This window comes from Kineosporia babensis (assembly GCF_021129305.1).
Taxonomy (GTDB): domain Bacteria; phylum Actinomycetota; class Actinomycetes; order Actinomycetales; family Kineosporiaceae; genus Kineosporia; species Kineosporia babensis.
The window spans coordinates 424,215-439,654 of record NZ_JAJOMB010000002.1; the positions used below are offsets into that span (position 1 = coordinate 424,215).

The window sequence follows — 15,440 nt, forward strand, 5'->3', positions numbered from 1 at the left end:
ACAAGGAGAACGACAGAACATGAACTCACCACCGGACGATGACGATCTGGCCCAGGCTCTTTCCCAGTTCGTGCGGCAGGGCCGGGAACTGGCCCTGAGCGCCCAGGAGCTGCAGACGTCCACCATTGATGTGCTTTCACCGGACGGCGTGATCACGCTCACCTGCACGCTGGCCGGAAAGGTGACCGGTCTGAGATTCGAAGGTGAGGCACACCGAACTCTTTCCGCGGACGAACTGGCCGACCAGTTGCTCGAAGTGCTGAACCGGGCTCACCGGCAGGCGGCGCTGGCGGCCGAGCAGACCATGGCCGCATGCGGCGGGACGCCCGACCTGGCTCGGATCCCCGGCTTCGACCAGGCTCTGGCCGACCTCGAAGGGATCTTCGGCTCCCAGGCCCTTCTCCCGGAAGCCGACTCTGGTGATCGGGCCGGCCGTCCCGTCCTTACGCCGTTCGATCTGGTTGAGGCCGTGCAGGCCCGGGCGCTTGAGTACGACTACGAACTCACACAGGAGGCCTGCCGGGCGCTGCTGGACTACTGCCAGGGGCGGCCCGTGGGCGAGGATCCTGACGTCGAGCAGCTTCTGCTGGCAATGATCGGGCGGCAGGCCGCGCGGCTGGCCGCAGCGGAGGAATTTGCGGTGAGTACAGACGATCTGCGGCTGCTGGGCCCGGAGGACATCCCGCCTGCGCAGGGCCGTTGATCCCTCCGGGAGGGTAGGGGTTTTCCCACTGGTTCAAGCCTCTGACCTGGCCATTTGCCCCAAGGGGCAATCCATCGAGGTCGCACGGGCAGCTCTGGGTAGTTGGCCGGTCGCTTTGTGCAGGTTGGAACCCTATTCTGGGCGCGGTCCGGCCGGTCGACGGTTGAGGAGTGCAGGTGACCACCAATGACTCAGAACCGAAGCCGCGGACGGACTCCGGGGAGTCGGGAGTGCCGGCGAAGACGCCGATGAAGAATCTCAACTCGCGCAGCACCGCACTGGTGGCCGGCAGCGTTCTGCTGGCCCTGGGAGTGGCCTCGGCCGGCGTGGCCGTGTTCGGTGGATCCGGCAGTTCCGGTGACGCGGCCCGCCCGAACACGGCGGCGCTCAGCGGCGAGCACACGGCGATCCAGCCCTCCGCCGAGCCCACTACCTCCCCCACCGCCGAGCCGAAGAAGGCTGAGCCGTCCGCGACGGAGACCAAGAAGCAGTCGCCGGAACGGGTCCGCACCACCACCGTGACCGAGACCACGGCGGCCTCCGACGGTGCGGGCGATGCTGACGAACCGGCCGAGCCGGCGGCCGGGAAGAAGACCGGCGCCGAGGAGAAGGCCGAAAAGGCAGAGCCTGCCGCCAAGCAGGCCAAGGCCACCACCCAGGTGCGCTCGGTCGGGGTGATCCGGAACTCGTTCAGCGGGATGTGCGTGGACCTGCCGTACTACGGTGCGGTCGACGAGGGCTCGCAGGTGACGCAGTTCGAGTGCCGCCCCGGCGACGGCGACAACCAGATGTACGAAACGGTTTCCCGGGGCGGGGACGCCTTCCTGATCCGCAACCAGAAGTCGAACTGGTGCCTGGACGTGGACGGGCTGGGTGCCGCCCCGGCGGGCAGCAACGTGAAGGCCCGCACCTGCGCCTTCGGCAGCGCAGACAATCAGATGTTCCGGAAGCAGTCTCAGGGTGGAGGCTTCTATCTGGTGAACGTGAAGAGCGGGCTGTGCCTGGATGTCAGCGACGCCGACAATGCCAATCGTCGTGCAGACCAACCTCTGACCCTATGGCGCTGCAGCCCGGACAACGATCACGTGTGGACTTTCGGACAGTAGCCGTCCGGCAGTCATCCGGCCAGGTGACACCCGTGTTTCGATTCTCCGGAGGCTCTTGTGCCCGGCTGCGCACGGCTATATAAAAAGCGCTGATTGCGCACTTGCGCACTGACTTCTCGAAGAGGCCTGAGTGATCCAGCGCACCACCAGAGGCCCCGGTTCCGGGAATCTCGCCGTTCCTCGTTTCGTTCCCTCCGGCCGGCCCGGAGTCTCGGCGGCGGTGGCACTCACCCTCGCCCGATCCGTGATCGTGCTCCGGATGCTGTGCGCCCTGGCCACCGCCGGCGCCGGGCTGGCCCTCGACGGGGCCCTCTCGGACCAGCTCTGGCGCCTGGCCCTGCTGCTGGTCCTGGTGCTGCTGGCGGGTTTTCAGCAGCTGCGGATGCTGCCGCGGCTGGCTCAGGGGCCCGACCGGTTCGCCCTGATCGCCTTCGACATCGCGATCGGCCTGAGCGTGATGGTGCTCGGCGTGGGCGATCTGGTCTCGCTGGTCTACCAGGCCGGCTCGGCCGCGCTGGCCGGTGTGCTGATCGGCTACCGCGCGGTGCCGGTGTGGCTGGGGCAGGCGGTCCAGGCGGCGTTGGCGGCCTGGTTCGTGATGGCGCAGCAGAACCCGTCCGACTCGACCGCCGCGGTCCTGCTGATCTCCCCGCTCGTGGTGGTGCCGGTCGGCGTCTGGGCGGTGGCCGTCTCCCGCTGGTTCACCCGCCGGCTGCTGGACCTGCTGGAGACCGAGGGCCTGGACCCGGAAGAGCTGCAGGCCCTGGTGACCCGTCGGCTGAGCCGGGCCTCGCTGGGCGCGGTCGGCCTGCGCCCGGCCAACGGCAGCCTGGCCGAGCAACTGGCTCACACCCTCACCCGTGACGCCACCGCGGCCCTGGAGCGCACCCGGATGCCGGTGCGCGGGCTGCGTTTCGACCGTTCGGACGAGAACTTCGCGACCGCGCTCAAGCGGCTGTGCACCGAGTGGGACAGCTCCGGCCGTACCACGCTGGCCACCGACCTGGCCCCGGTCTGGCCGCCGCTGCCGGTGCGCCACGAACTGGCCCAGATCCTCGACGAGGCGCTGGACAACGTTTCTCAGCACGCCGGGGCCACCCGGGTCCGGGTCACCCTGGCCGAGCGCCGGGGTGATCTGGTGCTCACGGTCGAGGACAACGGCCGCGGATTCGCGCTTCCCCTGGACGAATCCGCGCTGCACAGCGGTGACTACGATGGCCTGGCGGCAATGGCCCGGCGGGCGAGGAGCATCGGTGCGGTCTTCTCCCTCAGCTCGGAGCCCCATTCCGGCACCACTCTCAGCGTCAGGATGGCGAAATGAGCGAAACGACGCGCAAGACCCTGACCTCCTCACCCGGGTCCGCGCTGTGGTCCGGGCGCAGCCCGGTGGTCCGTTGCGTGATCCTCGGCGTGACGGTCGCACTCAGCGGCCTGGCCGTCCCGGTCGCGTCGGCGGCCCTGGCTCCGCAGCCGAACGGCCCGAGCTCGTCCGGTCTGCCCGACTCGCCGTCGTGGGCCCTGCAGTCGGAGGCCGGCCAGACCACCCCCGGTTCCGTCCCGAGCCCGTCCGCGACGCCCACCCCGAGTCAGACTCAGGCCGCCGCAACCCCGACGGCCACCGCCCCGGCCAAGGAGCCGAAGGCGAACAAGTCCTCGGAAGCCGCACAACCGGACGAGGAATCGCCCAAAGCCCCGGCCACCAAGACCAGTGAGAGCGAGCCGGAGGACGCTCCGACCGCGGAGAAGAAGACCGAGTCCAAGGAAAAGGCGGCGGTGTTCACCGCCCGCCGGATCAATGCCGGTTCCCCGCAGAACGAACGGGTCGGCGACATCCGGGAGCAGCAGTGCTCGTCCTGCGCCTCGGGCAGCCGGATCAGCTACCTGGAACCCGGGCGCAGCCTGACCGTCCCGGTGAACGGCGTCGAGGTGGGCGGGGCCCGGACCCTCACCGTGGTCTACGAGAACGACGGCCTCCGGGATCTCTACGTCACCGTGAACGGCAACAGCCAGAAGTTCAGCGTGTCCGGCGCGGGGGACTGGGTCACCCCGGCCTACCTGGAGATCCCGATCAAGCTCAAGAAGGGCAGCAACACGATCCGGTTCGACAACCCCCACGGCCCGGGCCCCGACCTGGACCAGTTCCGGATCGAATGAGCGCTCCGGCGGTACGTCCTCAGGACCGTCAGTTTTCAGCAGCAGATACGAAAGGCAGCTCGATGAACGACTCCCGGCCCACCGGCGCAGGGGCCCGGACCTCGTACAGCGAGTCGGTGGTCTCGGCCGACGGAACGATGACCCGGCGCGAAGCCCGGCAGATCGGTCAACGGCGCCGCTGGCTCTCCTCGCCCACTCAGGTCACGGCCGGAATGCTGGTGCTCAGCGCCGGAGTCGGCTGCCTGGCCTTCGCCGCACTCGGCAACCGCCCGGCGCCGCAGGCCTCGAACGTGATCGCGGTCGAGAAGACCCAGGAGCCCACCCTGGCGCCGCCGGTCGAGCCGACCACCACGCTGGACGCCGCGGCCACCAGCGCCGAGCCGACCAAGGAGCCGAAGGCCAAGGCGAGCGCGGAACCGGAACCGAAGCAGAAGACGGCCGAACCCAAGGAATCGAAGGAACCCGGGGCCGACTCGCAGCCGGCCAAGCAGAAGACGGCCGAGCCGGCGGCGAAAGAGCCTGCCGCCAAGCCCAAGGCCGCTGATCCGTCGGTGAACCTGGCCGCCTCGCGCGGGGTTCAGGAGAGCAGCCACACTCAGGACTACGTGGCCGGCAACGTCACCGACGGCGACGTGTACAGCTACTGGGAGGCCACCGAAGGCTTTCCGCAGACCCTGACCATCGATCTGGGCAAGCAGCAGACGGTGGGCCGGTTCGTGCTTTCGCTACCGCCGGTCGCGGACTGGAACAGCCGGGCCCAGACGATCTCGTTCGCAGGCAGCAAGAACGGCTCGTCCTACAACCGGATCAAGGCCCCGGCCGGGTACACGTTCGACGCCAACTCGGGCTCGGCCAACACGGTCTCGATCTCCACCGCCCAGACCCGGGTGCGCTACCTGAAGCTCACCTTCAGCGCCAACACCGGCTGGCCGAACGCGCAGCTGTCCGAACTACGCGTCCACTCCTCGTAACTCAGACCTCGGCGGCCGCCAGCGCTTCGGTGTTCACCGCGTAGGGCCGCCCCGTCTCGTCCAGACCCGGATGCGAGACCGGGGAGGGGGCCGGGCCGTCGATCGGGCCGATCCCGGCGGTCCGGGCACTGTCCCGCAGATGGTCCATCACCTGCTGCTCGGGCCGGCGCCGGCCGCCCGGCCGGCTGTTCTCCTCGGCCAGGTACACGGTGATGTCGTCCTCGAACTGGCCGGGCTGGTGGTCCAGCCCGAGCACCCGGAACCGGGCGGTGGCCGGGAACACCACGGTGTCGGCGTGACCGACCAGAAGCGGGGTGTGACGCCCGGTCTCGGACCAGATGACGTAACTGATCAGCGGGGCGGAGCCGGAGTCGCCGGCCGGGAAGGCGTGCCGCTCGGCCCGGGCGAAGGCCGGCTCGGTCAGCACCGCGCCGGGGAAGAAGGCGTCCAGCGGGAGGTCACCGCGTTCGGCCCGGTGGAACACCACGCCGTGGTGCACCGGCAGCCGGCCCAGCCCGGAGACCAGGCAGGCAGCGATGTCGGAGTCGGCCTCCTGCAGCGGGCCGTTGCGCAGCCGGGCGTCCAGGCCGGTGAGGTTGCCGCGCAGATAGGCGCGCAGGACGGCCAGTTCCTGGGAGACCACGGAGGCGGGGGTGGTCAGCAGCAGACCGCGCAGTTCCGGGGGCCGGTTCGCGACCAGCTTGACCACCTCGGCGAGGTCGGCGTCGAGCATCTGGCCCAGCCGGTCCCGGCAGCGCCGGCGCTCCTGCGGGGTGCTCTCGTGCCCGGGTTCGGTGACCGGGACGAACGGTCTGGTCTCCAGCACGGTCAGCGCGGCGGCGCCGGTGGCCTCGGTGGCGGGCTCGTCGGCCGGATCCGGTACGGACTGGGCCTCTTCGAGCCGGCCGGTGCCGGCCTCGGCCTCCTCGACCGGCCGGGACATCTCCGGCGCCCGCCGGGTACCGAACCCGATCAGCAGGACACCGACCGGGATCAGGATGATCGCCAGGACCACCGCAACCTGCTGTGCTGTCATTCAGCTCGCCCGAAGCCCGCTCTCCATGGCGTTCCCGCGCAGCGTGCGCAGCGCGTAGAACAGCCTGCTCTTCACCGTGCCGACCGGGATCCCCAGGGCGGCGGCCGCTTCCGCGGCGGTCCGGTCTTTCAGGTACACCTCTTCCAGGACGGCCCGGTGCTCCGGCCAGATCGAGTTCAGCATGTCACGCACCACGATCTCGGCCAGCACCCGGTCTGTCCCGTCCGCCCCATCTTGCCTTACCGGCGCGTCGTGGTGCTGCAGCTCCACCTCGGTGGGCCGGACCTTGCGCATCCGGTGGCCGTCCACGGCCACGTTGTAGGCCACCCGGCGTAGCCAGGAGCTCACCGAACCGTGCTCCGGGGTCAGCAGCTCGATCCGCCGCCAGGCCCGCACGAAGGTCTCCTGCACCACGTCCTCGGCCCGGCCGATGTCGCCCCCGACCAGGCGGGTGGTGAAGGCGATCAGGCCCGGGCGATGGGTCCGGACGATGTCGTTGAACCGTTCTTCCCGCTCGGCCGTGGTCATACCGACGGCGGTCGGGGGCGTGCTCTGGGCGGGGATCTGGGCGATCGGCGGCATGTACTGAGATTCGCAAAATTGGGGGTTTTCCCGGAATGGGGCGCACCCCCCTCGGCGGGGGCTGCGCCCCCGGAAAAGTCGGGGGTAAACCCTATTGCGCCACCCGCTCGGGAGCCGGGGCGAGGGCGGTCTGGATCAGCCGGCCGCCGCGCCGGGTGAGCAGCTGGGCCCGGCCCGGGGGCAGGTGCCGGGCCTTCACGTTGCCCAGCAGCGGCCCCTCGTTGGGCGGGCAGGACAGCGCCAGGTCGGGGGTGTTCAGCTCCTGCATCCGGCGCAGCACCGGGTCCATCGACATCCGCATCACCCCGGCCGCGGCCCGGGTCAGCACCACGTGCAGGCCGATGTCCCCGGCCTGGGGCAGCAGCGGCACCAGGTCCGAGAGCGGGTTGTCCATCCCGGTCAGCAGGTCGTAGTCGTCGACCAGGACGAACAGCAGCGGGCCCTTCCACCAGTCGCGCCGGCGCAGCTGGTCCGGGGTGATCTCGGCCCCGGGCAGCCGCGGCCGCAGCCCGGCGACCGCGTCCTGGGCACTCTTGCGGGTGGTGTCCACCGAGACCGAGTAGCCCAGCCGGTACTCCTCGGGGATCAGGTCGAACAGTTCCCGGCGGTAGTCGACCGCCAGGATCTTCGCCTCCTTGGCCGTGTACCGGCTCAGGATGCCGCGCACGATCACCCGCAGCAGGTTGGTCTTGCCGCTCTCGGTGTCGCCCAGCACGGTCAGGTGCGGCTGCGCCCGGAAGTCGTGCCAGACCGGCTTCAGGTGGGTCTCGTCCAGGCCGATCGCGATCCGCAGGTCACCCTCGGCCGGCGGCAGCTGCTCCAGCGGCAGCTGGCCGGGCAGGGTCCGCACCGGGCGCACGGTGGGCCCGGTCCAGGTGTCGACCACCGAGGAGACCAGGTGCCGGATCCCGCCGGCCAGGTCGTCGGTCGTGCTCTGCCCGTCGATCCGCGGCAGCGCCCCGAGGAAGTGCAGCTTGCCGTCGGTCAGACCGCGGCCAGGCTGCTTGGGCACCTGGGCAGCGGCCCGCAGGTCGATGCCGGACTCCACCGCATCGCCCAGCCGCAGCTCCAGCCGGGTGCCGATCTTGTCCCGCATGGTGTGGTGCACCTCGGACCAGCGCGAGGCGGTGAGCAGCAGGTGGATGCCGTAGTTCAGGCCCCGGCCGGCGATCTCGCGGGCCGCCTCCTCGGCCTTCTCGAACTCCTGGCGCAGGGTGAACCAGCCGTCGACGACCAGGAACAGGTCACCGAACTGGTCCTCGACCTTCCCCGCGGCCAGCAGCTCCCGGTAGGCCGGCATCCCGGCCACGTCGAGCTCGGCGAAGCGCCGCTCGCGGTCGCTGAGGATGGTCAGCACCTCGGCGATGGTGCGGTTGATCCGGTCCGGGTCGTGCCGGCCGGTGACCCCGCCGACGTGCGGCAGGTCGCCGATCGAGGAGAGCTGGCCACCACCGAAGTCCAGGCAGTAGAACTGCACCTCGCGCGGTGAGTGGGTGAGCGCCAGGCCGGTGATCAGGGTGCGCAGCAGGGTGCTCTTGCCGCTCTGCGGGCCACCGGCGATCCCGGCGTGCCCGCCGACCCCGGCCAGGTCCACCACCAGCAGGTCGCGGATCTGCTCGAACGGCTTGTCGATCAGCCCGATCGGCACCTTCAGGTGCTGACCGGGATCGGTTTCCACCGGCCGCAGACCGCGTTCCGGGTCGGGCAGCAGCGGCGGCAGCACCTGGTCCAGGGTCGGCGAGGTGTCCAGCGGGGGCAGCCAGACCTGGTGGGCCGGCGGGCCCTGGTCGATCAGCCGGGAGGCCAGCACCGACATCACCGAGGACTGCAGCGGCGCCGCCACACCCTCGTCCTCGTCCTCGTTGACCTGAGGTTTCGGCGCCTCGGCGGGCTTGGCCACCGGCAGGTAGCCGACCCCGTAGGGCAGCACCTGACTGGCGATCACCTCCTGGCGGATCTTGGCCGAGCGCAGCCGGTGCGGGCCGGAGACGTAGGCCGCCTTGAACCGGGTGATGGTGGCCACGTCGGAGCGCAGGTAGCCGTTGCCCGGCGCCGAGGGCAGCTCGTAGGCGTCCGGCACGCCGATCACCGCGCGCGACTCCATCGCCGAGAAGGTGCGCAGGCCGATCCGGTACGAGAGGTGACCCTCGAGCTGGTGGATCCGGCCGTCGTCCAGACGCTGCGAGGCCAGCAGCAGGTGCACCGCCAGCGAGCGGCCCAGCCGGCCGATCATCACGAACAGCTCGATGAAGTCGCCGTGCGTGGCGATCAGCTCGCTGAACTCGTCGACCACCAGGAACAGGGTGGGCAGCGGGTCGAGCGGGGCGCCCTTCTGCCGGGCCCGCTCGTAGTCACGCACCGAGCTGTAGTTGCCGGCCGCCCGCAGCAGTTCCTGCCGGCGCACCAGCTCACCGCTGAGCGCGTCGTGCATCCGGTCCACCAGCGCGGCCTCGTCGGCCAGGTTGGTGATCGTGGCGGACACGTGCGGCAGCTCGTCCAGGCCGGCGAAGGTGGCGCCACCCTTGAAGTCGACCAGGACGAAGTTCAGCGTCTCCGAGGAGTGGGTGGCCGCCAGCGCCATCACCAGGGTGCGCAGCAGTTCGCTCTTGCCGGAACCGGTGGCCCCGATCAGCATGCCGTGCGGGCCCATCCCGTCCTCGGCCGACTCCTTGATGTCCAGCTCGATCGGCGAGCCGTCGGCGGCCACCCCGATCGGCACCCGCAGCCGTTCCTTGGCCTTGCGGGCGGCCCAGGCCGGGCGCGGGTCGAACTTCTCCAGATCGTCGATCCCGAGCAGCAGCGGCAGGTCCAGGTCGGCACTCAGTCCGTCCTGGACCTGCTGCTCACCGGCCCCGAGCCGGGTGGTGTGCGGGGCCAGCAGCCGGGCCAGGGTCTGGGCCCGGGGCAGCGAGAGACCGTCCGGGGAGCACAACCGGGTGCGCACCTCCCGGCCCACCCGGTCCTTCTTCACCATCTCGACCTCGTCCGGCTTCACGTCCAGGGTGAGCACCCCACGCCCGGCCATCGCCGCGTGCCCGTCCAGGTCGATCATCACCGCGTTGCGGTAACCGGTGGCCAGGAACCGGGCGCCGGGCGGGATCCGGCCGCCGTCGTTGATCACCACCACGAACGGCTCTTCCCGCGAGGGGGTGGCCCCGCCCTCGAACTTGTCGCGCTCGCCGAACGCCTGCCCCAGCAGCCGTTCCACGTCCTCCAGGGAGTCGCCGAACAACCGCACCGGCCCGGCCGCGTCCACCGAACTGGTGTGCTGGGCGTGCGGCAGCCACTTCACCCAGGTCCAGTGCTCGGCGTTGTCCGCCGAGGAACACACCGCCACCAGCACCTCGTCCGGGGCGTGGAAGGTGACCAGCTGGGCCAGCAGGGCCCGGATCAGCCGCCGGGCGTCCTCCTTGGTGCCGTTGTCGCTGCCCACCCGGATGTGCGCGAAACCCCGCACGTACAGCGCCACCGGCTGGTCCGGGATCATCGTGTAGGCCTTGGTGAACCGGCGCAGGGCCTTGGCCGCCACCGGTTCCAGGTCCTCCACCGGCTTGGTCTGCAGCGGGGTGATCCGCACCGCCAGCCGCTGCGCGCCGTAACCCACTCGCAACTCACCGAAGTCGGGGTGCGCGGGCCGTCGCTCCCACAGCCGGCTGGTCATCGCCAGCGACCACAGCGACTCCGGGTCCGGGTGCCGCCAGGCCAGGGCCGAGCGCTGCTTCTCGGCGAAGGTGCGCACCTGCTTGCGGGTCTGCGACAGGTAACGCAGGTAGTCGCGCCGGTCGCCGCCGATCTGGTGCTTGCGGTCGCCGCCGGACATGATCAGCTGGCCGGCCGCCATCCCCATCATGCCGCCACCCATCATGGCCATCATCAGATAGCTCATCCCGCCGGCGCTGCCGTTGGTGGTGTACATCAGCATCATGCCGCCGGAGATCAGCAGCATCGGCAGCACGGTGACCAGCATCCGCATCCCGGCCGGTTTGTTCTCCGGCAGCTCGGGCGGTTCCTGCAGAGTGATCTCGCCGTGCGGCATCTCCGGGCCGTTGCGGCGGGCCGGCCGGCGGAAGGGAACGGTTGTCACACCTTCCACCACGGATGAACCCGGCCCGGCGCTCACCGAAAAATCCACCTCGGTGAGATTGCCGCCGATCCTGCCCACCGACGTCCTTTGATCGAGGACGTTCCCGCGCACCTGCCGCACCCGCCCGCAGCCGGGTAGGTGAGCACGAACGTCCATTGCTTATGGACGTTTGTGGCTGGGAGGAGTCACTGCCCACGGACGTCGGTGGTCACGCCGGGGTCGGCGGGCCGCCGGCGGCGGGGCGCCGAAGTTTCGGATTCGTCGAATCACCGCTTACCTGATGTTCACCGAATCCGGAAGCTTGCGGTGAACCGAGGGGCGGTCCGGCCCGTGCAACGGATATGCCCGACCTCAGCACCGGCGAGTTGTGCCGACTCGTGATCACCGGACCGACCAGTCAGGTCGACCTGTCGGTGCCCGTGCACGTGCCGCTGTCCGACCTGATGCCCGCCCTGCTCCAGGCCCTCGGCCCGGACCTGGCCGACCGCGGCCTGGAGCACAGCGGCTGGGTCCTGCAGCGGCTCGGCGAGACCCCGCTCGACGAGGACCGCACGGTCGAGGAACTGCGCCTGGCCGACGGCCAGCACCTGCACCTGCGGCCGCGCTCGGAGCAGATCCCGCCGCTCGACTTCGACGACCTGATCGACGGCATCGCCACCGGCCTGAGCGGCCGTTCCGGACTGTGGCGGGCCGCCTGGACCCGGACCGCGGCGCTGAGCGTGGCGGTGGCCGCGCTGGCCGCCGCGATCCTGGTGCTGCGGGCCGAACCGGGCTACGCCCACCCGATCTTCGGCCTGGTCGTCACGATCGCCTTCCTCAGCGCCGCGTGGACCGCCGAGCACCGGGTCAAGGACCGGGCCTTCGCGGTCACCCTGGCCGTGTGCGGGGTGACCTTCGCGGTGGACGGCTCGCTCGGGCTGATCGACGCGATCGCCCTGGACCCCGAGCTGTACGTGATGACCTCGCTGTTCGCGGCCACCGCGGGTCTGGTGGTGGCCGGGACCGCGGCCGTGCTGATCGTCGGCCCGCACCGGCCCGGCCCCTGGTTCGTCGCGATGCTGCTGGTGGCCGGGCTCACCCTGGCCACCGGTCTGCTGATGCTGGCCACCGAGTTCAGCAATGCCCAGATCGCCACCGTGGGCCTGGTCGCGGCCGCGGCGGTGCGCCCGTACGTGCCCACGCTCGGTTTCCGGCTCAGCCGGCTGCGCCTGCCGGAACTGCCGGTGGACACCGCCGACCTGCAGAAGGACATCGACCCCGAGCCGGGCGGGGAGGTGGTCGACGGCGCCGCCGAGGCCGACCAGATGATGACCGCGCTGTACGTGGCGATCGGCCTGGCCACCACCGCGGCCCTGGTGGTGCTGGCCCTGGAGCCCGGCTGGATCGCCCCGACCACCGCCGCGGTGGCCACGATCGCACCGTTCCTGGCGCTGCGGGCGATGACCAGCGCCTGGCACCGGCTGGCGCTCGCCCTGCCCTCGCTGATCGGTCTGGCGGTGCTGGCGGTGGACACCGCGGGCGACGTGAACACACTCTGGCGAATGGTTCTGGCCGGTGTGCTGGCCGGGACCGCCGCGGTGCTGGCCGTCCTGGCGCACACCCTGCCGCTGCGCCGGCTGACTCCGATCTGGGGCCGGATCGGTGACTTCCTGCACGTGATCAGCCTGACCGCGCTGCTGCCGCTGGCTTTCGGGGTCCTGGGCTACTACGCGGTGATCCGCGCGATGGTGGGCTGAGCCGATGCAGTCACGTCGTGACCAGGTCGAGGCCCAGTCGTACATGCACCAGCGGCTGGTCGGTGCGCTGGTCGCCGCCGAGCCGGACGGCCTGGAGAACCCCACCCGCCGGGACCTGCGCGGGATCATGGCCAGCATCATGGTGGCCCTGCTGGCGCTGGGTATCGTGGCGCTGTACGCGGTGTTCTCGGCCCGGGGCTCGACCGCCTGGCAGCAGGCCGGCACGCTGATCGTCAACAAGGAGGACGGCAGCCGCTACCTGCTGAGGGACGGAATGCTGCGGCCGGTGGAGAATCTCGCCTCGGCCCGGCTGGTGGTCGGCGGCAGTGTGACCACGGCGTCGGTGAAGGCCAAGACGCTGGAAGGGGTTCCGCGCGGTGAGCCGATCGGGGTGCCGGGCGCCCCGGACAGCCTGCCCACCCTGGCCGGGCTGAGCACCGGTGTCTGGCGGGTCTGCGTGACCACGCCGGTCACCAACTACCCCACTTCGCCCACGGTTTCGATGGTCACCGACATCGGTGAGGAACCGGCGGTGGACCGGTTCCAGGCCGAGGAGGGCCTGCTGGTCACCGCGCCCGACCGGAGCGTGTACCTGCTCTGGCAGGGGCAGTCGCTGGAACTGGCCGAGCCCTGGGTGGCCGACGTGCTCGGCTGGGGGGCGATCAGCCCGCTGACCGTGCCCGCCGACTGGCTCGACCTGATCCCGGCCGGGCCCGCGCTGGCCCCCGCCGAGGTCGCCAAGGGCAAGGTCAAGGGCCCGACGATCGACGGGCAGCCGACCCGGATCGGTGACTTCTTCTCCACCGGCAGCACCTACTACGTGCTCACGAAGATGGGCCTTTCGGCGCTGACCCAGACCCAATACCTTCTGGACAGCGCAGCTTCCGGCCGGCCGACCAGCACGATCAGTGCTGCGGCGCTGGCCGCCGCGCAGAAGGGTCCCAGTTCCACCGACGACGGCATCCCGGCGGTGCCGCCCACGGTGGCCGCCCCGTCCGTGGGTTCGGCTCCCTGCATCGAGTACCCGGGCGAGTTCAACGCCGACCGGGCCGATCTGGTGCGGGCACCGCTGCCCTCGGGGGCCCATGTCGGCAACGGCAGCGGCCAGGAGACGATCACCGATCCGACCCAGGCGGTCCGGGTCGCCCCGGGAACCGGCCGGCTGGTCGGGATCTCGCTGGCGGAGGACGGTTCCAACCCGTCCTACCTGCTGGTGAACGACTCCGGGACGGCCTACCCGCTGGCCGGGGAGGACGCGATCAAGGCCCTGGGCTACAGCGCCGAGCAGGCCGTGCCGGTCCCGCCGGCGTATCTGCGGCTGCTGCGTGAGGGAACCCTGCTGAGCACCTCGGGGCTGCGCTGATGAATCAGGCAACCGGCGAGCGGACAGGGGAGAGGTCTTGACGCAGAGAAGTTACGACCCGGCCACCACGCAGAACATGGTGCAGGCCTTCGACACCACCATGACGATGTGCCAGAGCATCGCGGCCAACACCGACGAGATCACCGGCAATCTGACCGTGCACTACACGGGCGAGGCCGCGGTCCGGTACCAGAACAGCATGGCCGAGTGGCTGACCGGGTTCCACCGGGTGCGCAACGGGCTGAACCTGCTCAGCGAGTCGATGCAGGGCTACCGCCGGATCGCCACCGCCACCGAGGAGAACAACCAGGCCACCGCGACCGGCTGGGGGCAGTACGGCCAGGGCGGGCCCCCGCCGGTGAGCGCGGCCCACGTCCGGGACGAGAACGCTGTCCCCGCAACCCCGACCCAGATCTTCAAGAAGTCGGTCCGGCCGGAGGAACCGCTGGCCCCCACCCGCCGGAGTCTGCCCAAACTGCCTGACGCGGAGACGGTTACGCCCACTCGCCAGAACCTGGGCAGACTGCCCGACGAGGAGACGCTCACGCCGACCCGCCGGAGCCTGCCGCAGGGCTACGAGGAGGGCTCGCCGCTGCTGCTGCAGCGCGGATACACCGTGCAGCAACCGCTTCTGGAGCCGGTGCAGGCCGCCACCCCACGCCATCTGGTTGAGGGCATGGAGCTGGAGCCGACGATCCCGGCCACCCCGGCGAACGTCGTGGAGGGCCAGCCACTGGAACCGGCGCAGAGCATCTTCTTCCGGCCGCAGGAGGCGGGCGAACTGCCCGACCAGAGCGAGTTCACCCCGTTGCAGCCGACCCAGATCTGGCTGCCGGACGAGGAGAGCACCGCGCAGTGAGACCGCCGTTCGGGCCCCGAACGGCCACAGACCACCGGAGGCTGCCCGGGCAGTGCCTTCCGGGAAGGAGCCGGTGCCGCCGAGAGTCGGTGCACCGGTGCGCAGTACCCGACCAGGAGAGGAATTCCTGATGGCTAACGGCCAGAGGACATACGACCCGGCTACCACGTCGACGATGCTCAGCACGTTCGACAACGCGCAGTCGGGGTGCAAGCAGGTCCAGAGCCAGGTCGACGGCGCCTCCGGGCACCTGGCCGGCTCCTACCGCGGTGACGCGGCCACCCGGTACCAGAACAGCATCCAGGAGTGGCAGACCGGCTTCAACCGGGTGCAGAACGCCCTGAACCTGCTCAACGAGTCGATGGGCAAGTACCGCCAGATCACCACCACGACCGAGAGTAACAACCAGGGCTACGCCGGCGGCTGGGCGAACGCCGGCTGACCTGGGTCCCGCACCCGACGGCCAGACTTCGAGCAATCAGGGAGAGAACATGAGCGGTTACAGCTACAGCCCCACCGGCGGCCAGGACACGATGGCCGAACTCCAGCAGGTCACCGCCCGGATGCGGGATCTGCTGGACCAGTTGCAGGCGTCCGCCCAGGCGTTCATGAACGCCAACGAGGGTGAGGCCCCGGGCAACTACTCGCTCGCGCAGAGCGAGTGGAACGCCGGGCACCAGGCGATGGAGCAGGCCATGAACAAGGGCATCGTGGCGCTGCAGAACATCCACAACGAGATCCTGAACGGCGACCGTCAGGGCGCGGCCCAGTTCATGTGATCGGTGCGGTGCGTGGGCGCCGGTGAGCGGACCCCTGTACCGGGCACCGGCGTCCACCCCCGAGGCG

The 15,440-nt window shown here is 70.5% G+C and carries 13 protein-coding genes; 10 read left to right on the plus strand and 3 right to left on the minus strand.

The genetic code is table 11. The annotated features are described in order from the left end of the window. Positions 1 to 19 precede the first annotated feature (19 nt). The 5 genes from LR394_RS05240 (at position 20) to LR394_RS05260 (ending at position 4,934) form a co-directional block, all read left to right on the plus strand. On the plus strand, positions 20 to 703 hold the full coding sequence (locus tag LR394_RS05240) for a YbaB/EbfC family nucleoid-associated protein (protein ID WP_231439217.1): 684 nt from the start codon (positions 20 to 22) through the stop codon (positions 701 to 703). 176 nt (positions 704 to 879) lie between these two features. After that, the gene (locus tag LR394_RS05245; RefSeq protein WP_231439218.1) at positions 880 to 1,809 is read left to right on the plus strand and encodes an RICIN domain-containing protein; all 930 of its coding nucleotides are present in this window, start codon (positions 880 to 882) and stop codon (positions 1,807 to 1,809) included. Positions 1,810 to 1,939: 130 nt separating this feature from the next. Then, on the plus strand, positions 1,940 to 3,130 hold the full coding sequence (locus tag LR394_RS42715; protein ID WP_231439219.1) for a sensor histidine kinase: 1,191 nt from the start codon (positions 1,940 to 1,942) through the stop codon (positions 3,128 to 3,130). Then, positions 3,127 to 3,963, plus strand: coding sequence for a carbohydrate-binding protein (locus LR394_RS05255; protein WP_231439220.1), 837 nt, complete (start codon positions 3,127 to 3,129; stop codon positions 3,961 to 3,963). The genes LR394_RS42715 and LR394_RS05255 overlap by 4 nt, the downstream gene beginning before the upstream one ends. 62 nt (positions 3,964 to 4,025) lie before the next feature. Continuing rightward, the gene (locus tag LR394_RS05260; RefSeq protein WP_231439221.1) at positions 4,026 to 4,934 is read left to right on the plus strand and encodes a discoidin domain-containing protein; all 909 of its coding nucleotides are present in this window, start codon (positions 4,026 to 4,028) and stop codon (positions 4,932 to 4,934) included. 1 nt (position 4,935) lies between these two features. Here LR394_RS05260 and LR394_RS05265 read toward each other — a convergent pair whose 3' ends face one another. The 3 genes from LR394_RS05265 to eccCa form a co-directional block, all read right to left on the minus strand. Then, positions 4,936 to 5,970, minus strand: a complete 1,035-nt coding sequence (locus LR394_RS05265; RefSeq protein ID WP_231439222.1) for a hypothetical protein — start codon at positions 5,968 to 5,970, stop codon at positions 4,936 to 4,938. Then, complete coding sequence (locus tag LR394_RS05270; protein WP_231439223.1) at positions 5,971 to 6,552, minus strand: sigma-70 family RNA polymerase sigma factor; 582 nt, start codon at positions 6,550 to 6,552, stop codon at positions 5,971 to 5,973. It abuts the gene before it with no gap. A gap of 91 nt (positions 6,553 to 6,643) precedes the next feature. After that, positions 6,644 to 10,636 carry a type VII secretion protein EccCa gene (eccCa, locus tag LR394_RS05275; protein WP_231439224.1) on the minus strand — a complete coding sequence of 1,331 codons (3,993 nt, stop codon included), beginning with the start codon at positions 10,634 to 10,636 and terminating at the stop codon, positions 6,644 to 6,646. A gap of 341 nt (positions 10,637 to 10,977) precedes the next feature. Here eccCa and eccD point away from each other — a divergent pair, with 341 nt between their 5' ends. The 5 genes from eccD to LR394_RS05300 all read left to right on the plus strand — a co-directional run bounded on the left by eccD (position 10,978) and on the right by LR394_RS05300 (position 15,373). Beyond that, entirely contained in the window at positions 10,978 to 12,372 is a 1,395-nt protein-coding gene (gene eccD / locus LR394_RS05280) for a type VII secretion integral membrane protein EccD (protein ID WP_231439225.1), read from the plus strand. 4 nt (positions 12,373 to 12,376) lie between these two features. Beyond that, entirely contained in the window at positions 12,377 to 13,735 is a 1,359-nt protein-coding gene (gene eccB, locus LR394_RS05285; protein ID WP_231439226.1) for a type VII secretion protein EccB, read from the plus strand. A gap of 37 nt (positions 13,736 to 13,772) precedes the next feature. Next, positions 13,773 to 14,594 (plus strand): WXG100 family type VII secretion target, encoded by an 822-nt coding sequence (locus LR394_RS05290; RefSeq protein ID WP_231439227.1) that lies wholly within the window; start codon positions 13,773 to 13,775, stop codon positions 14,592 to 14,594. 130 nt (positions 14,595 to 14,724) lie between these two features. Further along, a complete protein-coding gene (locus tag LR394_RS05295) occupies positions 14,725 to 15,036 on the plus strand; it encodes a WXG100 family type VII secretion target (RefSeq protein ID WP_231439228.1) in 312 nt (103 codons plus the stop codon). A gap of 49 nt (positions 15,037 to 15,085) precedes the next feature. Beyond that, positions 15,086 to 15,373 (plus strand): hypothetical protein, encoded by a 288-nt coding sequence (locus LR394_RS05300; RefSeq protein ID WP_231439229.1) that lies wholly within the window; start codon positions 15,086 to 15,088, stop codon positions 15,371 to 15,373. Positions 15,374 to 15,440 lie beyond the last annotated feature (67 nt).